17 protein-coding genes and 1 pseudogene are annotated in these 21199 nt (G+C 41.3%); 1 reads left to right on the top strand and 17 read right to left on the bottom strand.

The window, feature by feature from the left end; genetic code table 11:
• Positions 1–81 precede the first annotated feature (81 nt).
• The 13 genes and pseudogenes from MHB64_RS14760 to MHB64_RS14700 form a co-directional block, all read right to left on the bottom strand.
• The gene (locus MHB64_RS14760; protein WP_341134715.1) at positions 82–4005 is read right to left on the bottom strand and encodes a discoidin domain-containing protein; all 3924 of its coding nucleotides are present in this window, start codon (positions 4003–4005) and stop codon (positions 82–84) included.
• Positions 4006–4316: 311 nt separating this feature from the next.
• Positions 4317–4979: pseudogene (locus tag MHB64_RS14755) on the bottom strand (GNAT family N-acetyltransferase).
• Between the two features lie 149 nt (positions 4980–5128).
• Positions 5129–5473 (bottom strand): DMT family transporter, encoded by a 345-nt coding sequence (locus MHB64_RS14750; RefSeq protein WP_341134714.1) that lies wholly within the window; start codon positions 5471–5473, stop codon positions 5129–5131.
• A gap of 17 nt (positions 5474–5490) precedes the next feature.
• Positions 5491–5817, bottom strand: coding sequence for a DMT family transporter (locus tag MHB64_RS14745; RefSeq protein WP_094868686.1), 327 nt, complete (start codon positions 5815–5817; stop codon positions 5491–5493).
• A gap of 13 nt (positions 5818–5830) precedes the next feature.
• A complete protein-coding gene (locus MHB64_RS14740; protein ID WP_094868685.1) occupies positions 5831–6364 on the bottom strand; it encodes a TetR/AcrR family transcriptional regulator in 534 nt (177 codons plus the stop codon).
• A gap of 89 nt (positions 6365–6453) precedes the next feature.
• On the bottom strand, positions 6454–6930 hold the full coding sequence (locus MHB64_RS14735; RefSeq protein WP_094868684.1) for a GNAT family N-acetyltransferase: 477 nt from the start codon (positions 6928–6930) through the stop codon (positions 6454–6456).
• 45 nt (positions 6931–6975) lie between these two features.
• Positions 6976–7965 (bottom strand): serine hydrolase domain-containing protein, encoded by a 990-nt coding sequence (locus MHB64_RS14730; RefSeq protein ID WP_341134713.1) that lies wholly within the window; start codon positions 7963–7965, stop codon positions 6976–6978.
• A 247-nt stretch (positions 7966–8212) separates the two neighbouring features.
• Complete coding sequence (locus MHB64_RS14725) at positions 8213–8398, bottom strand: hypothetical protein (protein WP_341134712.1); 186 nt, start codon at positions 8396–8398, stop codon at positions 8213–8215.
• 9 nt (positions 8399–8407) lie between these two features.
• The gene (locus MHB64_RS14720; protein ID WP_341134711.1) at positions 8408–9700 is read right to left on the bottom strand and encodes a Ger(x)C family spore germination protein; all 1293 of its coding nucleotides are present in this window, start codon (positions 9698–9700) and stop codon (positions 8408–8410) included.
• Positions 9697–10797 carry a GerAB/ArcD/ProY family transporter gene (locus tag MHB64_RS14715; RefSeq protein ID WP_094868680.1) on the bottom strand — a complete coding sequence of 367 codons (1101 nt, stop codon included), beginning with the start codon at positions 10795–10797 and terminating at the stop codon, positions 9697–9699. Before MHB64_RS14715 ends, MHB64_RS14720 begins: the two co-directional genes overlap by 4 nt.
• The gene (locus MHB64_RS14710; protein ID WP_341134710.1) at positions 10794–12497 is read right to left on the bottom strand and encodes a spore germination protein; all 1704 of its coding nucleotides are present in this window, start codon (positions 12495–12497) and stop codon (positions 10794–10796) included. Before MHB64_RS14710 ends, MHB64_RS14715 begins: the two co-directional genes overlap by 4 nt.
• Before the next feature lie 168 nt (positions 12498–12665).
• A complete protein-coding gene (locus MHB64_RS14705) occupies positions 12666–13760 on the bottom strand; it encodes a phosphotransferase (protein WP_341134709.1) in 1095 nt (364 codons plus the stop codon).
• A gap of 89 nt (positions 13761–13849) precedes the next feature.
• Positions 13850–15406, bottom strand: coding sequence for an ABC-F family ATP-binding cassette domain-containing protein (locus MHB64_RS14700; protein WP_042188035.1), 1557 nt, complete (start codon positions 15404–15406; stop codon positions 13850–13852).
• A 232-nt stretch (positions 15407–15638) separates the two neighbouring features.
• Here MHB64_RS14700 and MHB64_RS14695 point away from each other — a divergent pair, with 232 nt between their 5' ends.
• A complete protein-coding gene (locus MHB64_RS14695) occupies positions 15639–16223 on the top strand; it encodes an AAA family ATPase (RefSeq protein ID WP_341134708.1) in 585 nt (194 codons plus the stop codon).
• A 180-nt stretch (positions 16224–16403) separates the two neighbouring features.
• Here the strand turns inward: MHB64_RS14695 and MHB64_RS14690 are convergent, their stop codons facing one another.
• From MHB64_RS14690 to MHB64_RS14675, 4 genes are all read right to left on the bottom strand, one after another.
• The gene (locus MHB64_RS14690; protein WP_094868676.1) at positions 16404–17291 is read right to left on the bottom strand and encodes an RsiV family protein; all 888 of its coding nucleotides are present in this window, start codon (positions 17289–17291) and stop codon (positions 16404–16406) included.
• 1 nt (position 17292) lies between these two features.
• A complete protein-coding gene (locus MHB64_RS14685; protein ID WP_094874874.1) occupies positions 17293–17805 on the bottom strand; it encodes an RNA polymerase sigma factor in 513 nt (170 codons plus the stop codon).
• An 89-nt stretch (positions 17806–17894) separates the two neighbouring features.
• Positions 17895–19895: an acyltransferase family protein gene (locus MHB64_RS14680; protein WP_341134707.1), complete on the bottom strand. Its 2001-nt coding sequence runs from the start codon at positions 19893–19895 to the stop codon at positions 17895–17897.
• A 170-nt stretch (positions 19896–20065) separates the two neighbouring features.
• Positions 20066–21139 (bottom strand): stalk domain-containing protein, encoded by a 1074-nt coding sequence (locus MHB64_RS14675; protein ID WP_094868674.1) that lies wholly within the window; start codon positions 21137–21139, stop codon positions 20066–20068.
• Positions 21140–21199 lie beyond the last annotated feature (60 nt).

Here is a 21199-nt window from a genome sequence, read left to right as displayed (position 1 = left end):
CTGCGTGATTGTTAATTTCCACTAGCTACAAAATAAGAAAAAAAGGGAAAAGTTCCGAAGAACTCTTCCCTCAGGCTATCGTTAATGGATCGTTAGATTAAAACCACTCTGAATATAATTCAGGTTCGGGTTAGCAATATTCGTTGTTGTTAGGTTGTTAAACGTTGCTGAACCATTCCCTGTGTAGGTGTAGATGGCCGAACCCTGATGTGGCCCGGAAAAACGTGAAGTGGTAATTCCATCCAAGCCGGTACCATTAATATTGATGTTGTTGAATACGATATTCTCAAATCCACCACCATAACCGAACTGGATCGCATCGCGTTGTGTATTGATGATATCGATGTTGGTGAAGGTCACGTTCTTGATGGCATCATTTGAAGCTTCCAAATCAATAGCTCCACGCTCTCCACCATACAGATCTTTACTTGTACCACTTGTAATAATCGTAGTATCGGAGAAAACAATGCCCGCATTATTCTGGAAATGGTAGCCAGGGAACACGGTGTTCATCCGTATACCAGAACCACCTACAGTGTCAATGATGTAGTTGTGATCAGCCTTATGACCACCGCCTCCAAAGAATGCTATAGCTGCTGCACGCCAGTTATTCTCAATAGTGTTATACGAGAACGTATTATTCACACCTGCCGGAGCACCATTCGTATTACTGGTCCATACTGCAAGACCATCGTCACCATTATTACGTACATTGGTGTTTCGAACAATGGAATTGCTAGTGCCTTGGGAGTAGTTGATGCCATCGGCTAGATTGTTCCGAATCCGGCTGTTTTCAACCACAAGCCCACTGGCATAGATAGCAGGTGTATGTGCATAGTCGCCTACCCACATACCACATTCAAAGTGTTCTACCCAGACATCATGGATGATTGAATTGGTTCCGAAGTTATCCATAAATCCTTTGTAAATCGCATTTTGCCCATACCGGGATCGCAAATTCGAATTCATATACACATTACTAAAATCTAGCTTGCCGCTAATACGGAGTGAAATACCGCCACCTGCCGCATTAGGGTTGGTAAACTGGATGTTCGTATGCCAGATACCAGCACCCGTAACCGTAAAGTTGTTGATCATATTGCTGGCAGAACCGATTTCCCACATGCTGCTAAGATTGAATGTTCCGGCAGGAATATACATGCTCTTCCCGCTAGCAACTGCTGCATTCACCGTTGCTTTAAAGGCTGCAAGATCGTCTTGACCATCATTAGGTACTGCACCATAATCTGTCACCGACACGGAGTTAGCCGGACGAGCGACTGCCGTAGGAACGGGTTCGATTTCGAGGAAATCAACACCATATTCCAGGCTATCACCATTGTTCTTCTGTATCCGTATGTTATCTCCAGGTTGCAGAGGGGTATCTAATTTCCAGTGTACTTCATCAAATCGGAAGAGTGGACGCCCAGCACTAGGAGCATCACCAGGCATATCGCCTGAGAAATACTGCCAGCTGTAATAGGATGTTAACGATACCGTTTTGACTTTTACTCCATTAACATATACGTCAAGTGAACCATTCAATCCCATACCATCCGATGAGTCAGGCATCGTAAATCTCATAGTCACACCCGCGCCGCCTTGCCCCTGTCTGACCGTCCATCCTATGTTCGATCCATTCGAAGGAAGGGCTACATAACGCTGACCAGACGCTTCTGAAGCAGTTAGGGCTTGATCAAACGTAGGTGCAGTTTTTAGTATAGCCCCCCCGCCGAGAGTAGCATCTTCAGTATCATACCGACTATAAGGCATGCTTGCACCACGTAAAGCATACACAACCAGATTAGTCGTGCTTACATTGTTTGCTTGCTTAGCTGTTACTTCATTCGCATCCACTTCCAAGGTAGTGGTTACAGTGTAATTGCCGTTGACAGCTGTCCATGTCCCTGGAATCGTGACGTTAATGGAAGCACCTGAAGCTAGGGTCCCGGTATAAGATCCATTAAAGGTTTGGATCGTGGAGCCTGCTGAGTTCTTAAGGGCTACTGTAATACCATGAGCACCGCTTGCAGATGCAATGGTCCCTTGATTCTTAAGATTTACATTAAAAGCTACTGTACTATTAGCAACTGGATTACTTGGGGTCCATGAAACTACACCCACTAAGTCAGAGCTGGATACTGGTGCGATAACAAGCGATGTGGGATTCGAATAGCTGTTATTCCCTTCGTTCTGCTCGAAAATCAAATTGCTCTCATCTACTTTAGCGCTCAGAGCATAGGTCGCTGCGGCTTTGGCTCCAGCATTTAATGTCATTGAGGCTGTTGTCGAAGCGCCTGCAGCTAGTAAACCTACTGGAGCAGAACCGACTAGCTCATTGTTTAAGTAGAAATTTACAGTTGTTGCTCCGGAGCTAGCATTTCCATTATTCTTAACCACTGCATTTAAAGTAATTGCACTTGTCTCGACCGGAGATGCAGGTGACCAAGACATTCCCGTTATCATTAGATCAGGATTTGCCCCAGGTGATCCGAATACTTGAAACTCCGCAATTTGCCCCGCTGGAGCGCCAGAGTTCGAAGTAATATTCAACTGCAGACGTTTAACCGTTGCCGTAACCGGTATAGTTACTGTATTGCCTGAAGCTGGATTAAATGTATACGATTGAGCCGATACCAAATTACCGAAGGTAGTCGTGTCTTGATTGTGACCGAGTACTTGAATCGTTTGCGTGCGAGTGCTCCAAGCAGAAGATGGATTCAGCTTCAATACGATTGACGTAATGTTGTGGTTCGCGCCTAAGTCGAGCGTAAGCGAGCTTGGATTGCTGCCACCTTCCCAGTACGTACTTGTGTCGTTATCATTCGCATTTGTTGCTACGAACGTTTGTGTACTGGAAGAAGCGTTAATCGTCTTGCCGACAGCAATATTACTCCCAGGAGCAGGTGTCGGTGTGACCGCCGGTGTTGGTGTCGGCGTTGCTGTTGGTGTCGGCGTTGCTGTTGGTGTGACTGTTGGCGTTGGTGTTGGCGTTGGCGTTGGTGTTGGCGTTGGTGTTGCCGACGGTGTTGGTGTGGCTGTCGGTGTCGGAGTAGGTGTTGCAGGAGGTGTTGTTGTCGTCGACGCTACTGTGATTTGGTCAAGATTAACGTTACCAGAATCACCAGCATCATATTTATATGCGATGGTGTTGTTACCCGCATTCAGATTAAGAACTTCCACTTTAGTGCTCCATGAATCCCAATTTGCCAGGTTAGATAGGGAGGTCTGACTAGTTTTGGTACCATTGACATAAATGCTGATTGTCTTTGCACTGCCACTTGCATTAGCGTATTTCAATGTCACCTCACGACTACCTGCTGCTGGCACGTTAACCGTGAATGTCGTTGTTGCACCTTGTGTCAAATATCCATCCACGAAGCCCGTACCGGAGTATCCGGCATGATCTGTGTTCACTTTAGCTCCTCCAGATAGTGAAGCAGATTCAGCTTCATAAGTGCCGGAAGGCGTTGGAGTTGGAGTAGGACCACTAGTGCCGTAAATCTCGAATTCGGACAGCTGCGCTGCCGGCCAGACGGTGTTGTTCGTTACATTCAGACGAACGTAACGCGTACTGGTTGAGGCAAAGTCGATTGTAACACTGTTACCTGCCACTGAGGGGTTAAATTCATAACTCGCAGACCCTATAATGTTAGTAAACGTTGAACCGTTGGTGCTACCTTGAACGGCCAGTGTTTGCGTCCGTGTCTCCCAACCCGCAGGGAGCTTAAGAACGATTTGATCAATATTCGTATTTGTCCCTAAATCGACCTGAATCCATTGCGGAAATGCATTATTTGTACTTTCCCAATACGTGCTTTGATTACTGTCTTTAACATTATCAGGACTATACGTTTGAGATTGACCGCTCGCTGTTACATTTTTGCCGAGTGCCAGGTTTGGTCCTCCGGAGGCAGAAACAAAATTAAACGGACCCGCAGCCAAGAATACACTTGAAATCAGCATGGATACTACTAGGGACCATACAACATACTTGTTACGCATTTTAATGTTAATCCTCCTCAAATATGTTAGATTCTCAGTAATACACGAACCTATCAGAGTGCCCGAATGATAGCGTTTACAAATAAAGCCATCTCAGAGCACATTAAACAGAACCACACCCTCCCTTCGCTTTCAGACACTTTCATTATAGAGAAGTGAGCCTACAGCTATAAGATGTAATTCTACGGAAAAGGTAAGTGATACCATTATCACAAAACTATGCGATTTACGGAATCTATGACATCCGCAATTGGTTTCTTGATTCACTCAAAATCAAGAATGCGATATGTAAAAAATACTTATACTTAGGGCTACGAAAATCTGCCTTCGTCTACCGTATCGTCATAGAATTGGCTCTTTGTTTTACTATTCTTTTTAAACTTTCGGAAATGATAACCACATGAGCCGATTTCATTTTGTTTTTTCGTGAAAGATTCGCCAACTACATTAAAATCCTCAACATTACAGACGTTGTCATGATAGTAATCGCCTGCCCCTTTTTCAAAAAGTCTGAACCCGCTTTTTTGAGCGGTTCTGAATGAAGCTGGATTATCAAGCGCTACACTTGCGGTAATGTATTCCAGTGATAATGCTTCAAGTAAATAATCTGACGCTGCCGCGCCCGCTTCCGATGCATATCACATTTTGGTGTATAGACTTTTCATATACCACCCCATATGCACTTCATAGGAGATCTTTGATGGGTGAACTGAGATGACACCGATTACGTCGCCAGAATATTTTAAGCATATAGCAAATAAATTGCCACGTTCAGGATGTTGATCATCGATAATAAGGCCTTTGTCTTTCACACTTTGAAAGAATGCTAACATTATTTTAATAAAATCAATCGATACGTCACCTTGAAAAAATGGGTGTTTCATGACCTGCTCGTCGTTTTTCATTTCAAATAGCGCCTCTGTATCTTGTTCTATAAGGTCGCGGAGAATCAGTCTTTTGGTTTCAATGTACATTTCATCACCTTTATTCATCATTATTCTGTATATAAATTTTCATCATGAACATCCGATTAATGCAAGTTAAATCATACTTAAAACAAAAATTAAACTAAATAAAAAGACTATCGACAAGTAGAATGTCGACAGCCTGAGCGCCTGTTTTATCAGGCTGCTTCTTTTTTTGCAGAAGGTGCATTTAATAAAACTACCCCTCCTACGATTAAAACGATTCCGGCAAACATAAGAATACCAAATGAATCTCCCCACACGACAATGCCCACAATCGCAGTTAGAACAGTACCTACACCCGACCAAATCGCATAAGCTAAGCTTAACGGTAATTCTCTAAGACTTATGGACAAACTATAAAAAGCTATGACAAAGCCAATAATAACCCCGATAGAAGGCAGTAATTGCGTGAAGCCTTCAGACAGTTTCAACATAGTTGTCCCTACGACTTCGCTAGCAATTGCTATACTTAGAGCTATATATCCTACATTTTTTTTCATGCTGCACCCTCCAAATTCTAATGAGCCCCACCAGAGAGCTTCATAACAATTACGCCACCAATGATGAGTAGTAAACCTAATAATTTCTTACGGTTAAAGCTCTCTTTATAAATGAGTACGCCAATTAAGGCTGTCAAAGCTGTACCTACCCCTGACCAAATCGCATAAGCTGTCCCTAATGGAATGGTTTTAAGCGCTAAAGAAAGACTATAAAAAGCGAAACCCATTCCAAGGATGACTCCAATGGAAGGAAGTACCTTTTTAAATCCGTTAGATACTTTTAGCATGGAGCTACCAAATACCTCAAAGATGATCGCTGCTGCAAGTAATACATATGAATTCAAAGATAACCTCTCCTTACTCTGTCATATTTATTAATTTTCGAATGACTTTCTCGCGTAATTCATCATCCAACGCCCCTAATCCGAACATTTCAGAATACCATAAGCCATCTGCTGCCAACCTAACAATAGTAGAAACTACAGGATCAATGCCGTCGTTCTCTATGTTTTGTTGCCATTTGGCATATTGATTTTGAAATTTCTGAAGGATATCCGGATTTGTAAAAAGAGCAGCTGTAAGCGCTGTGCTTATCTCTCCGCCTTCCATACTATCTTCACTCATTACCTCCGTAAATGCTCGGCTCCACTTCCCTTTTTCAACCGTTGCATTCATAGCCCTGTCTTGCAGAGTGGTAAAAAAATCATTTGTTAACTCTTCCACCATCCCTGTTATCAAAGCTTCTTTATTGGGAAAATGGTGCAGTAATCCGCCTTTACTGACTCCAGCTTCTTTAGCCACAGCTTCAAGCGTAAGCTTCTCCACTCCGTTATTTTTCACAATCGTGGATGCAGCGATTAAAATAGTTTTACGTTTAGAATTACTGTTCACGTTGATCACCTCTGTTATTTACTATACCGTCTGGACGGTTTAGTGTCAAATTAAAAATAGCCTGATCATTCAGGCTTATTTCACAAGTATTAGATTAAATCTTTAATATACCAAGCATCACAGGCGAAATGCTCCGAGCCTGCTAAGGGGGCGGGTAAAAGCTTGAATCCATTTTTCGTATAAAAACGGTTAGCTCCATGCATGTTCTGTAATGTCTCTAAATAACATTTGCTATAATGAAGCTTAGCAAAATCCAGAGCCGTATGTAAGAGTTCGGAAGATATCCCACTACCTCTAACGGACTGAGATAGGTACATTTTTTGCAACTCACATATGTTCCCCTCATTCCCGAAAGGTGCAATTCCGCAGCCTCCTAATACTTCCCCGTCCTTTTCAACAATCCAATAAGCCCGATTCTCGCTTTGATTGTAATATTCATATAAATGACTTAAGCTGTCATCTTCCCACGCAAGCCCTGCTCTGTTCCCGCCAAACTCAATCAGGCAGTTCCTAATGATCTGTTCAATTGTGCGATTATCGTTCATATGTATGCGTCTGATGTTCATCTTTAAATTTCCTCCAAGCCGTTCTGATTCATTCGTGATTATACATTATTCTGATTCTAACACATTTAAAAGAAGACCCAATAATTCTGATGTTTGGACACCTTCCACATTGCTAAGTATAATAACTGCTGTTCCCTTAGAAATATCCCTATAGATAAACGATGAAAATCCATTGATCGCTCCGCCATGTGCGTAAATCAAGCCTTCTGCATCATTTATTCCCCATCCCAATCCATAGCCATTTTTCTCCGAGGTACGCATTGCCCTCCATGAACCAGCATTAATAACTTTTCCTTCTTCAAGCCCTTGGATCCATTTATACAAATCATTCGTTGTAGAATAGATTCCCCCTGCTGCATAAGGTACTGTCATGTCAATATCCATTGCCGGGTACCTTTCGGTAGCTTCCCAATATCCTGAGGCAATATCATCTGTAATTCTATCTTTTTTTAAGTATCCAGATCTCCCCATCCCTAATGGCGACATGATATGATCCTCTATAAACTGTCTATAAGATTGGCTACTTACATTTTCAATAACAGCCCCAAGTAGTATATATCCTGAATTACTATAAGCGAATTGGCTTCCGGGTTCGAATTCCAATGGTTTATTTAAGAATTTAGCGATATTCTCTGAGACACTTACCGGGATATCCATCGTGCTTATGAAATCTGGAAATGCTGTTAAGTTCGGAATTCCTGCGGTATGGGTTAATAATTGGTAGAGCGTAACATTTTCATAAGGATAATCTTCAATATATTTTTGAACAGAATCATTAATATTAAGTTTACCCATTTCTTGTAATTGCATGATCGCTGCAGCTGTAAATGCTTTTGTCAAAGAGCCGATTTGGAATACTGTATCTGATCCGTTTAATTGCATGGTCTCTGAGTTGGCCATATTATATCCTTTTGCAATCTTAACCTTGTTATCCTCGACGAGTAATATAGAACCTGAGAACATATTTTCTTCCATAATTTTATCAACTTTTTGTTCAAAGCTTAAAGTCTTCACCACAGGTTCTTCTTGAATCACTACCATATTTTCATCTGGATGAGAATCTACATTACTTATAGTTGAAGAAGAACATGACGAGAGTACAAAAATCAGACAGACGAATAGTAACTTCAATGAGAACCGATTCATAAATAACACACCCTTCATCCCAAATAAAATAATGGTCCAAGCTCTTAATAAGATTGTAAGCTTAAAACACTTCTTATAATAGGCTTTCTATTTCGGTTTTAGTGTTATTATTTTCGGATATGTGAAGTTATGTTTTTTACATGCCTCTCAACAAACTAAAGACCAATGGTAAAAATAACGTGAGACCGGCTAGAATCGCCGCTCCAACCGCACCTCGGTAGTTTTTTTGCTTCCACAGTGTGGGGGTTAGGCTGCCAATGTAAATGCTTCCCCACAAAGAAATGATCCAGAGTATAACGATCTTCATGACTTGAATAATCATTTTACCATTTCATCTCCTTCCACAGCGGGGACCCACTTGGTCACCATGTTTTGTCATCGTAAAGTCGATATCAACTTTGTATTTGGTATCCTTGATATGATCACGCCATTTATATCCATACCATTCCTGTAGTGTCGGAAAAGTTGCCCTTAATCGGTTACCAATATGAAAACAATCAACATTCCATTCATACAATGTTTTATCTAGAAGCTTTGAAGCCTGCTGGATTAGCTGCTCTTCCACTGCTTCCTCCAAAATTATTGTGTTTTTGGGTGTAGTGTAATCAACATTTGACATAGAACCTGATAACTCCCCCTCCATATGAGCAATAAATGTAACGTTAATCTGATTGTCTTTCCGCTTTAATTTAAGCTTCGTTTTTTTCTCCGCATTCATATTAAGGGTTACATTGTATTTAGAATCTAATGGATCGTGAAATTCCATGACTGTTTTTTCGAAATCACCACGTAGAATGTTAAGCAATTTCGTTTCCTGAGCGGTGAGATAACCTATCATTTTTTGACCTTTATACACGGCACTGCCAAAAAAATCGATAGGTGTTTCTCCAGTTCTATGAAGATCACCTGCATATATATCGCTAGCAATCGTTTGACGGTCTTTCGACTCTGATGATGCCTCACCCATCTCATGGTTATTGGTATTTTTATCAACACTAGGATGTACTGCGGACAAAATCGTTGTGCCTCCAGTTCCTGGTTGCTCGATATCCATAATAAAATCGTGAAACCGTGAGTTCTTAGGTGTAATTGCTCCAATATTATGGGGGTCCATTTCTAACTCAAACCATAAATCAATATCGTTTTCCATCTTAGGTTTAATATTATTAATGTAAGTTTCTGCGCTCCCTCTTGCCGTAATTACATTGACGGTTCTGCGGAATTCTTCATTTCTTACTACCTCACCTAAAATGGGCATGATCCCTTGCCGAGTGACTCCATCTCCCAGAATAAAAGCTTTAGAATGAATCAAGGTTAATCTTCGCGCTATAAAACTTTGGCTAGTAAGGAGGGCTGCGGAAAGACTAGCACCCTCTTCTGAAAAAATACTAACGATACGATTCTGCCCCGAAGGGCTGTTATCTCCACTATTCATGCCACCGTTCGATTTGGGCATCGCGAGTGCAAACGTATAGATGTAATCATTGTTAGGACCTGGATCAACGCCTATAGCCATAATAAAAGCCATGTTTTCGGGATCGAGTCTATCCCAGCAGCCTGATAACATAGGAACAACTAGCAAAAGAAGAACGTACCTGTTTATGATCCGTTTAAATCCTCTCATGTCTTTTGTCTCCCCATTTTAGTTCTGACTAGACCGACAAACCAAGTGAGCAATGGTAAACCTATGGATAAGATTGAACCATACGTTCGCAAAATTTCACCGTCCCAAGCTACGGCAGCCATCTCGCTTCTAGGTAGTAAAGCAAAAGTATATACAAGGATAGCCAAAGGAAAAATTAATGGTTTAACCTTTGTCAATCGCAATATTTGAGACATTGTTGCTGCAGCACAATATAACCCTATGGCCAATTTAATGACCGCACAAATCAACCAAGCGATAAGAAATACACTTTCTAATCGTTGAATCCACCGACCAAAAATGATCAGACGGCTTACTTCATACATAGGAACGTTAAGTCTAATGGCCGTTGGGTACGGAAACACAAAGAGGTACACGACTGTGGTGCTGAAAAGTATGATCGAGGAGATTGCAATACACCACCAAGCTGCTTTACTACAATCCTTAGCTTTTCGCATTCTGGGGAGCAAAAAACCGAATACAAGCATTTCTGAAAACAAAGAGCTTTTTATGATGCCTAACTTTAGCACATGTGAACGCCCTGTTCCCCAGAAGGGAGACAACGCGTTTACTTCTGAATGCGTAAATAACCCACCTAATAGGATAAGCAGAACACTTCCGATGATTAACCCAATCGTGATCCAGCATAAACGTCCAACAGCCTCAATCCCGGAATGCGCAATGAAAGCAATGGGAATGAGCAATGAGATTTGAATAATGTTCATTGGCGTGCGAGGTAAAATATCAGAGGCCAATAGCTCCGAGAACTCACGCAGGACCAAAAACGTGATCATAAAGAAAAAGCAAAAATATATAAAATTCAAAAAAGTACCGATCCACGCGCCCCAAATCTCTTCCGTTGCTTCAATTAAGGTGGCACCTTGAGAAGCATTGTTAAGCACACCTTTGATGGCCCACCAAGTCAGAGGACAAAGCGCTGAAGCAATGAGAACAATAATCCAGGCAGCAGTACCCCCAAGTTCAGCAAGTGATCTTTGAAAGGGTAAGAATATTTTTGTAATTATAAAAATGATCCCAATGGAAGCAGCTTCTTGAATCCCTATATGATTTTTTTTCATGAGTAAGCACCATCACCCTCTTGATCAGGTGTAGTGGGAACGTCCGTATTTTGAGCATCTGGTTGTTTAAGTCTCTTGCGAGGTCGCACTGATATCGGTCGCTTATTTTGTTTGTACATAGGACTACGTAATAGTGAATTTTCACCAGGATGATGAGGCGTAATCGGAGCAAAACTAGGCACACCAAAATGATTGGATGAAATCCAATCCGTCCACAAAATCATCGACAATAAAACAATCCCAATTAAGCCCATAAACGAAGCGCAGGCCAAAAAAACAAACCGGAGAATACGGGTTGTGAATTGCATGTTATAGTTAGGAATCGTATAGGATGCTAGAGCTGTAGCAGATGTAATGATTACCATGATGGGACTAACGATATTAGCTTGCACCGCCGCTTGTCCCAATATTAAGGCACCCACTATCCCGATCGTTGGACCAATAACGCTGGGAATCCGGACACCAGCTTCGCGAATCAATTCAAACATCGATTCTAACAGGAATGCTTCTGCTGCTACGGGAAGTGGGACAGATTCTCTTGTACTTGCAATCGCCAGAACTAGAGTTGTCGGAATCATCTCCTGATGATAATTTGCAACTGCAACAAATAGAGCAGGCAAATACATGGATAAAAAGAAACCCACCGTCCGAATAATTCTAAGAAAAGAACTATATTGCCAACGAAGATAACTGTCTTCAGCTGTCTGTAAGAACAAGGGAAACTGGCTGGGAACAATTAAAGCGAACGGTGAATTATTCACCATAATACACACATAACCATCTACAATTTGCGTAGTTGCCCGATCCGGCCGCTCTGTACTGAGCAGTCCTGGATAAATGGAGTTAGGTCGATCGTCGATCAGCTGTTCAATCATTCCACTATCACCGATATAATCGATTTTTATAGCAGCGATTCGTCTACGCACCTCGTTTACAAGCTCCGAGTTAGCAATTGATTTCAGATAAATAACCGAAATTTCTGTTCGTGAAATCGTCCCAACAACTCCTGTTTCGACCATTAGATCAGGAGTGTTAAGACGTCTTCGTATCAACGACAGATTTGTTTGCAGATTTTCCGTGAAGCCTACTTGCGACCCAAGGATTACGTTTTCTGTTTTAGGGCTTTCCAAGCCCCTTTCTTCCCTACCCTTAACGTCAATCGTTACCGCTTCATTTAAACCATCAACCATTAGGACTGCTGCACCGTACAGTATCTCCTGAACAATATCCTCCAGGGTTGAGGTTGAACTGATTTGACCATTCCTAAGAATTTCATCCTTGAACATATCAGATTTAAGGGGGAGATCCTCTGGAAACTTGGCCGTTAACAATGGATTAATGACAGTTTCGTATAATAAAAGGGAGTCTACTTGACCATCCATATAAACAACAGTACCCTTTGTTAGATTGGGACCTAGCACAATGGAGCGTATAATCAGCCCCTTACTCTTAGGATAGGAGAATTTTGTTTTCAGCCAATTCATATTCTCCTCCATATCACAAGACATGTTTAGGAGATTATTTGCTCCCTTAACAGACCTAGCTTGAGGCAAATTCACCTGAGTCTCATTCGTTGACTTATTGTCAATGTTTGTTGTCTCATCTATTTCCCAATGGCCAAGTGAAAAAGAATCACGGGAGTGAGTATCCTGCGATATATCCGCTAGCACGTATTTTTTTAATTTACTCCAGCCATTCATCAATCTCATCTCCTACAACGAATCTTCGATATGGATGAAAGTAGTATTTCTTCCAACCTGTTTAATTATGCGGTTTGAAATGCTGCCGGCAGCTAATTTACATTGTTTATCCATAAAAAAAAGCGATTCATTCATCCATAAAAATCCCGATGAGAATCGCTTTTAACCTTACCTATATGCCTTCAACGTGCTGCATTCTTCTGCCATTTCACGTTGAATATTAATAATTTGTTCCAGCCGGGCAACTCGATCCTGAAGCTTTAAGTAATCAGAGTCAGCACACAGCTGAGTGGATAATGAAAAGTATTGTGGTACTTCCCAGACACTACGTAAAGCAGTGCTTAAACAATAACCATATCTTGCAAGGGATTCGTCCCCCTGCCATCCGCTTGCCTTTAATCCCTTGATATACGAATGGAATAAAGACTCTTTGAATTCCTCGTAACGATCGATAGGAATCACACCAAGACTCATATTTACGCCAAACATTTTACCAAGATCTTCACCTAAACCTGATAAGCTCATAAATTGCCAGTCTATCAAGACTAACTCTCCGTTTTGAGTTAGCAGCATATTCATTTGACTAAGATCCTGATGAGCTAATACTCGCGGCAAGCGATGGAGAGCATTCAAATTATTGTCTATCCGCTTCATGAAGCCTTGGAACCAAGCCCAAAGACTTTGGTCGTTGTCTCTATATAAATGATGAATATATTCTTCAGGGTTAGGTGCATACATAATACTCGAAGTAGTCCAGGATCTAAGCCAACTTCTACATATCCATTGGTCATTAGGAGTGTTCTTTCCTGAAAGATAAGCTCCATTAAACCGGCCTAACCGTTCAGCGATAATATCAAACTGCTCCTTCGTATGTGGAAATTGCCCTTCAATTCGTTCCATCCATAACCATACAGTACCATCTACTTGCTCCTCAACAAGATAACACTTAGGAGCTTGGATTGAGCCCGGAAGCTCATCCAGAATCTTAGATTCAAAGACTAAGGCTTCTCGTCGCCAGTAATTGTGATGTGCTGGATCCTCTTTTTCTGCACTATCAGACTTAATGATTTTTAATATGATTGACCATGGAAGCTGCTCGTGATTAATTAATGCGATACCCTGAAGATGAAAGATACCCGCTGTTGTAAAGTTAGGTGTTTTATAATCTAAATCCTCGCATGTGAAATTAACTATTTCTACTTCTTGTTCTCCAAAAATTTGTTGAACACTGATGTTAAGCTGATCCATTTTATTCTCTAACACATAGCCCCTCCCATTATCCATAAAAAAGCCTATAAAGCGTAACTGATTCGTTAACACCTCATAGGCTTGTTCAATAAAGAATTGTCTTATTAGAATACTTTTGTTGTCCAGTCTTCGCAATTCCAGATATCCGTCACAATGTCTTGATAAAAATCCGGTTCGTGAGAGATCATGAGAATGCTTCCCTTATATGCTTTCAGCGCACGTTTCAGTTCATCTTTGGCATCGATATCCAAGTGGTTCGTCGGCTCATCCAATACGAGAATGTTGGTCTCACTGTTAATGAGTTTACATAGACGCACTTTAGCTTTTTCTCCACCACTTAGAACAGCAATCTTACTTTCGATATGTTTCGTGGTCAGTCCACATTTGGCAAGGGCAGCACGTACTTCGAATTGTGACAGGGATGGGAATGTATCCCAAATCTCCTCGATACAAGTCTTGTAATTACCTTCCTTCATCTCTTGCTCAAAATAACCAATCTCCTGATGGTATCCACGTTCTACGGAACCGGATAATGCTTGGATTTCGCCTAAGATGCTGCGTAGCAAGGTGGTTTTACCAATCCCGTTCGCACCGACCAACGCAATCTTTTGTCCACGCTCCATTAATAAATTAAGCGGTCTGGACAACGGGGTGTCATATCCGATAACCAATTCTTTAGCTTCGAAAATCATCTTGCCCGCAGTTTTACCTTCTTTAAAGTTAAACTGTGGTTTTGGCTTCTCTTTTGCAATCTCGATGATCTCCATCTTGTCGAGCTTTTTCTGTCTGGACATTGCCATGTTACGAGTAGCCACGCTGGCTTTGTTACGCGCAACGAAGTCTTTCAGCTCTGCAATTTCTTGTTTCTGGCGGTTATAAGCAGATTCAAGCTGTTGTTTTCTCATTTCGTAGACCTGTTGAAATTGCTCATAATCACCCACATAACGGGTCAGCTTTTGATTTTCCATATGGTAGATCAGGTTGATAACGCTGTTCAAGAATGGCATATCATGTGAAATCAGAATAAATGCATTATCATACTCTTGAAGATAACGTCTCAGCCATTCAATATGCTGCTCATCCAGATAGTTCGTAGGCTCATCTAGGAGCAAAATATCTGGTTTTTCAAGCAACAGCTTCGCAAGCAAGATTTTGGTACGCTGACCACCACTAAGATCAGCTACGTCACGATCCAAACCAATATCTGTGATTCCTAGACCGCGCGCGGTTTCTTGTATCTTCGCATCGATCATGTAGAAATCTTGATTTGTAAGCGTATCTTGGATCGTACCAACTTCTTCAAGCAGCTTTTCCAACTCTTCAGGCGACACGTCACCCATTCTACCGTACATATCATTCATCTCTTGCTCAAGATCAAAGAGGTATTGAAAAGCGCCTCTGAGTACATCTTGAATGGTCATGCCTTTGGTCAACACTGCATGCTGATCGAGGTAGCCAACACGCACCCGCTTGGACCATTCAACTTTACCTTCATCCGGTTGCAGCTTTCCTGTAACAATATTCATAAAAGTGGATTTACCTTCGCCGTTAGCGCCGAATAATCCGATATGCTCGCCTTTTAGAAGACGGAATGAAACATCCTTGAAGATCGCACGATCTCCAAAACCATGACTTAATCCTTCTACATTTAATATGCTCATTTATGGACACCTTTTTCTTATTTTTCTCGCTATATTATAAGCAGGATTACACAAAAACTCAATGGAGAAGCAAAAAAATATCATATTTCGGCCTATAATACGAAATATCTCAGGTAGTCTGTTCCTATCTGTGTGATGGAGATATTGCAGTGGCGATGGCTCACTATCTTTTATATGATAGTATGCAGAGATACATTATGGAGTTGAATTGAGGTTCTAAGGAGAGACAATGATGAACAAACTTGTATTTTTTTTAGGGCCAGCTGGGGCAGGCAAAACGACATTAGCTAAAGCGATCGCTTCCCGGCGTAAAGTACCCTTCTTTGATATGGATATCCTCTTAAGACCAGCGGCTGATGCCATCATGACCTTTCACGGATTGGACCCGGCAGACAGAGACTCCGCCGACTACAAAAGATTATGCCGTGATTTAGGCTACCGGATTACGATGGACGCCGCACTAGACAATATTAGCCTAAATGTAGATGCATTTGTAGTTGGACCATTTACCAAAGAAGCTGCCAATCCTGACTGGATCTGCAGTGAGTTATCTCATATCGGACGTTCTCTGCAAGATGTTGAGGTCAAAGTTGTTTTGGTCGAACTAGCTGATGAGGAATTGTACCGGAAGCGGATTCTAGATAGACAATCGCCATTAGATGAATGGAAGTTCCAGCATTGGGATGAATTTCGTAAAGCATTTGGAAACCGTAGTGTGAAGTGGCCGCTTCCAAGTTCCAATGTGAAGGTGGTCGATAATTCTAATCCAGACATAACGAAGACTGTGGCTGTGGTGGAGCATTTTATCTACGACTAGGAATGAATTAGCTCTTCAATAATCATTCGTTTACAAGCAAGCATAAACGGCTTCGGCGTCCTTATAAGGACAGTAGTGTTTAAGCGAGAAATATAAGGATAAATTATAGTGTACACTTATACTTTCTTATATTTGAATAAAGACCGGCAAAGAGAGAACTCTCCAGCCGGTCTTTTATTATTACTGAATATACTTCTGACTTACCAGATCCCCTGCTATGACTTCAGTTGGGATCACGAATTCAACAGAACCCATAGAACCTGGAGCTATATCATATTTATTAAACACAATCACAAGCTTGCCATCATCATTGATATAGAAGCTCTGATCTTTTGAAATAGAAGTAAACATATCAGTTGACACTTCATCCCCGTTCTCCGGGATCCAATACACAATATCGGGGTCAGCCTTCATTTGTGCAATCATCTGCTCTTTAATATTTTGGCTAATCCGCTCAATGTATTGCTCATCCTTAAATAACATTGGTAATGTAATAAGGATTTGGTTCACTTTGTCTATCGTATCAAAAGCAACTTCCTCAGAAGAAGAACCTGACGTTTCTACAACATATCTTCCAATGGAGAAAATACGATCATTGTCTGTTTTGACTTCATAATTCGTGTCCAGACCCAAATGACCTCCGCCCTGCTTCTTCAACTGTTCAATCTCAGATTGGAACTTTTCGTAGAGTGCCTTATTTTCGCTCAAATACTTCTGGTTTAATCCAAGCTCGAGATCCTTGTTCTCCATATTCGTAACGGCAGGAACTTTGATATTGGCATCGTAGTTATCCTCCGCTACTATATATTCTTTAATGGTTAGCACTTTAATGAGTCGATCGACACCTGGAATGGCAGATAATGCACTCGCCACGGTTATACTAGTGTTAATCGCAATCAAAAAGACAATAGCAGCAACACTCACACTGGCAAACCATTTATATTTCAACCGTTTTTTTCTTCTTTCTTTAAGTGATTGCTTCAGAGAGCGATTCACTATTAAATCTAATTGTTCTGGAATAGGAACCTCGCTATATTCCTTATGTAAATCTTTTAAATGGTCTACCATCTTACATAATCTCCTTTGAGGCTTCATCCTTCAGTTTCACCCGCAATAACTGAAGTGCCTGATACAGTCTTGTTTTTATCGTATTGTTGTTCTCGTTTAGAACTTCCGCCACTTCACTAATCTTCATATCTTCAAAGTATCTCAATACGATCACGCTTCGGTATTTCGCCGGCAGATCTTCAAGGGTTCTTTTCAAATCTATATCCGAGTAAACATCCTCTGCACCAGGACAATAGACATCTATCATCTCTGGCTCCATCGTCTGGACCTTTTTATTTCTGCGCAGAAAGTCTAGCGAAGTATTCACGACAATACGGTAAAACCAGCTTTTCACGGCATCAGGATTCTTCAACAACTCAAGATTATCCATCGCTTTATAAATGGAATCCTGAACAATATCAAGAGCATCCTCTTTGTTTTTGACATAGCTGTAGGCGAGTCTGTAGACATTCTCTTTGTTTTCGATGATACAATTGGTTAGTATTTTTTCGGTTTTCCTATTCAACTTCAACATTGTAGATTATCCTTCTCTGTTTGTTATCTAGTGTTGTAATAGGTGTAAGACGTTTAGCGAGTTCAAAAAGTTTGGAGAATTAATTATTTTTATTCACTATCCAAAGCTTTCGCGAGAAGTGAGGCGTAATACTTAGAACCCTCAGGCTTCAGATGCACGCCGTCTTCGTAGAAATAATCGTCTTTCCCTTCACTAGCAGAGTACCAGTCTACTACGGTCGTATTACTATATTCACTGGAAACTTTTGAAATGTTGTGATTCACATTATTTTCCCACTTCCTTGGGACACGTGTATTGACCAAAAGAATCTGCTCAGCATCACTTAGTGAATCCAGGAGATTACGTAACTGCTTTGAACTAAAAGATCCGTTAGTCCCCAGCTCAATGATCACCTTTTTACCTAACCGGCCTTGAGCTTTAAGCTGATCCACTACCTCCTGAGCTTTCGCCATCTGACGACCAATTTCGCCCTCGATGACAATGCCAGGTACTTTCTTTGAGAGGTATGGTGCTACGTCCAAAATGACAGAATCTCCAATGGCCGTAACGTCATTCCCAGCTTGACTCTTCACAGCCACAGGTTTTTTTTCTTCGGGAACAGTTTTGTTCACATCTGATTCAGGCTTAGACACTTCTTTATTAATAGTTCCCACTTTAGGATCAGGTTTGTTCACTTCAGGTTCGGATGTAGCTGTTGTCATGGCTGGTAAGGATGGTTTATCAGTTTCACTCTTGTCTATCGTTTTGCGATCTATGGGATCATCCTTTATTCCCGAATCTTGTTGTTCTTGCTGTTGCAGTTGTTGTTCTTGCTGTTGCAGCTGTTGTTGTTCATACTGCATATCTGCCGATTCGATCGCAGACGTATCCGATCCAGCATTTAACAAATAGCCTTTACATGCAATAGGGATAAGAATCACAGCAATAATAGCCATTAAGAAGCCTGGACGAAGACCACCCCGTCGTTTTACACTGATGTTCTTCCAAGTTTCCTTAAGTGAACCTCGACGAATAGGCTCCTCTACATACTTATATGATAATGCAGCTAGAAGAAAACTTATTGCTACCTGAATGATAATACGAAGTATGCCGCTTTCTTCAGTACTCACATTCGGACTGCTAAGGATAATAACTGGAAAATGCCATATGTACAAGCTATATGATCGCAACCCGATCCAACGCAAAGGTTTACAGCCTACGATCGATCCCAGGCGGCTAGCAGGATGAGCGAGTACAGCAATAACTACTGCAACAATCAAAGAAATCACTAGAAACCCACCACGGTAAAGCAAATCATCAAACTCATTAACCTGATTAAAAAGGACTAACAATAGTATGAGTCCTAATCCCCCAACAATATCAAGCATACGCCGAGCCGGTTCTGAGACCTTATCATTAAGTTTCTGACTTGGCCAAGCAACTGCAAGTGCTGCTCCAATGAGAAGCGCAAATACGCGAGTATCCGTTCCATAATACACTCTACTTGGGTCTGTGCCCGGTACGTAGATCAATGCCATCGCTAAGGCCGAGACTGCAGCGCAAGCCATAATCCATGCAATAAGCTTACCTCGCCGACGAGCGATTTTCATCACGAGGATGAGAGCTATTGGCCATAGAATATAAAACTGCCCTTCAATAGAAAGCGACCATAAATGTCCGATCGGAGATGGTGGGCCAAAGCTTTCAAAATAGGACATATTATGAAATATTAGCCACCAGTTGTTGAAGTAAAATAAGGAAGACATAAAGTCACCCTTGAGCCCAAACAATCTTGATGGTTCTATAATTAAAAGCCATATGGCAACCACAAAAAGCATGACGACCATCGCAGGCAACAGCCTCCGCGCCCTACGAACCCAAAAGTCTAAAAGGTTAAGTCTTCGGTGCCGCTCCCACTGCGTAATGATTTGGTCAGTTATGAGATATCCTGAGATAACAAAAAATATTCCAACGCCGAGAAGTCCACCCTCAGCCCATTTCAGATTCAAATGATATGCGATTACAGCGAGTACTGATAAAGCCCTTAGACCATCAATTCCTGGCACATAACGCCTGCCGCCTACAGATTGTATAGAAGACTGGCTCCTCATATTATTTCTGAAAAGCTTCGTGTTGTCTTTCATTATGTTTCAGTCCTTACCGTCGATTTATCGTTCCATTAGTAAGACGCTGTAAACGCATGAAAAGTTCTGTAAACAAGTGAAAATGTTATTAATTAAAAAAGATATCTGGCAGAGAAATCTGCCAGATATCTTTTCTATTAAATACCCTGCACTTCAATCTGTAGAATATCTGTTACAAATTGGACAGGGACATACGTTTTATTGTCTTGAAGCACTGGAGCAGTGCCTAATGCTTTAGGAGCCATTTTTGCTATAAAATAAGAATCTTTGTTAATAGAAACACTCGTCCACTGTGCTCCCTTCATTAACTCAGATGTTTTGGTAGATTGATTCCACTTCAATTGAAAGTTTAATTGATTGGCTAAATCACGTAATGATAGCATCAGCACACCTTGCTTGTTAGTGAAATTGGGGATTTTTTTCAAATCAAGCTTAGCTGCGTCCGTGGAATTACTATTCAAGCTGAAACGAAACTCTGGTGATCCTACATATCCAGGTGCAATACTATATTTAGGGAAGACAACCACTAATTCACCTTTATCGATATAAAATGACTGCTCGACTGAAGTTCCTTTGTACTCTTCCAAAAAATACTTGTCAGTGTCTTTTTTAATCTCCGCAAGAATATCTGCATCGAGCTTCTCTTTGTAGTTAGCACCGAGCAGATCTGAAAGAGTAACCAGTTGTGCCTCAGCTACATTTCTCACATTATAAGTATCAATCCGCGGCATGCTGGTTCCACCTTCAGAGCCTTCAGTAATAACCGTCAAGGAAATAACACCTGCTGGATTACCTGTTCCATCTGACTTCAGTTCATAAGCGATATTAAGAGTGTAGGGATGGTAGTCTTTATTATCTGCTTGTGCTTTTTTACCCATTTCAGCGGCGTCATGCTCCCATTGTGCCAAATCCTTTTCAGCATGAGACAAAATAATATCATTCAGCTCATCTTGGTATTGCTTGTCCAGCATGCCTGTTAGTTGTGGCACTTTAATATCAGCAATTAGATATTTACTTGTTGTGCTAAGAACTTTTTCTTGGATCTTAACGCCAGTAAGCGCTGGGGTCGTAGATTGCACCATTGAAGAAACACTAGCTGCTACTGATGTGGATGCCATCACATGAACCGGTAAGGAAGCTAAGCTCACCCCCATAATTGCCGCACATCCAACTGCACTCATTTTAAATAGATTTTTTGTTGTTTTGTTCATATCTCGTCATCCTCCATCTCTATTTATAAGTGCCTTCCGATGACACTCATTAGCTAGGAC

Origin of the sequence: Paenibacillus sp. FSL K6-2859, from assembly GCF_038008265.1 — a bacterium.
Taxonomy (GTDB): domain Bacteria; phylum Bacillota; class Bacilli; order Paenibacillales; family Paenibacillaceae; genus Paenibacillus_AQ; species Paenibacillus_AQ nitricinens.
This window is presented reverse-complemented; position numbering and strand designations above follow the sequence as displayed.

Excerpts from the sequence above, each read along its gene's own strand:
- MHB64_RS14760 (WP_341134715.1), bottom strand. The coding sequence starts at position 4,005 with ATGCGTAACAAGTATGTTGTATGGTCCCTAGTAGTATCCATGCTGATT.
- MHB64_RS14750 (WP_341134714.1), bottom strand. The coding sequence starts at position 5,473 with ATGAAAAAAAATGTAGGATATATAGCTCTAAGTATAGCAATTGCTAGC.
- MHB64_RS14735 (WP_094868684.1), bottom strand. The coding sequence starts at position 6,930 with ATGAACATCAGACGCATACATATGAACGATAATCGCACAATTGAACAG.
- MHB64_RS14725 (WP_341134712.1), bottom strand. The coding sequence starts at position 8,398 with ATGATTATTCAAGTCATGAAGATCGTTATACTCTGGATCATTTCTTTG.
- MHB64_RS14720 (WP_341134711.1), bottom strand. The coding sequence starts at position 9,700 with ATGAGAGGATTTAAACGGATCATAAACAGGTACGTTCTTCTTTTGCTA.
- MHB64_RS14715 (WP_094868680.1), bottom strand. The coding sequence starts at position 10,797 with ATGAAAAAAAATCATATAGGGATTCAAGAAGCTGCTTCCATTGGGATC.
- MHB64_RS14710 (WP_341134710.1), bottom strand. The coding sequence starts at position 12,497 with ATGAATGGCTGGAGTAAATTAAAAAAATACGTGCTAGCGGATATATCG.
- MHB64_RS14700 (WP_042188035.1), bottom strand. The coding sequence starts at position 15,406 with ATGAGCATATTAAATGTAGAAGGATTAAGTCATGGTTTTGGAGATCGT.
- MHB64_RS14695 (WP_341134708.1), top strand. The coding sequence starts at position 15,639 with ATGAACAAACTTGTATTTTTTTTAGGGCCAGCTGGGGCAGGCAAAACG.
- MHB64_RS14690 (WP_094868676.1), bottom strand. The coding sequence starts at position 17,291 with ATGGTAGACCATTTAAAAGATTTACATAAGGAATATAGCGAGGTTCCT.
- MHB64_RS14685 (WP_094874874.1), bottom strand. The coding sequence starts at position 17,805 with ATGTTGAAGTTGAATAGGAAAACCGAAAAAATACTAACCAATTGTATC.
- MHB64_RS14680 (WP_341134707.1), bottom strand. The coding sequence starts at position 19,895 with ATGAGGAGCCAGTCTTCTATACAATCTGTAGGCGGCAGGCGTTATGTG.
- MHB64_RS14675 (WP_094868674.1), bottom strand. The coding sequence starts at position 21,139 with ATGAACAAAACAACAAAAAATCTATTTAAAATGAGTGCAGTTGGATGT.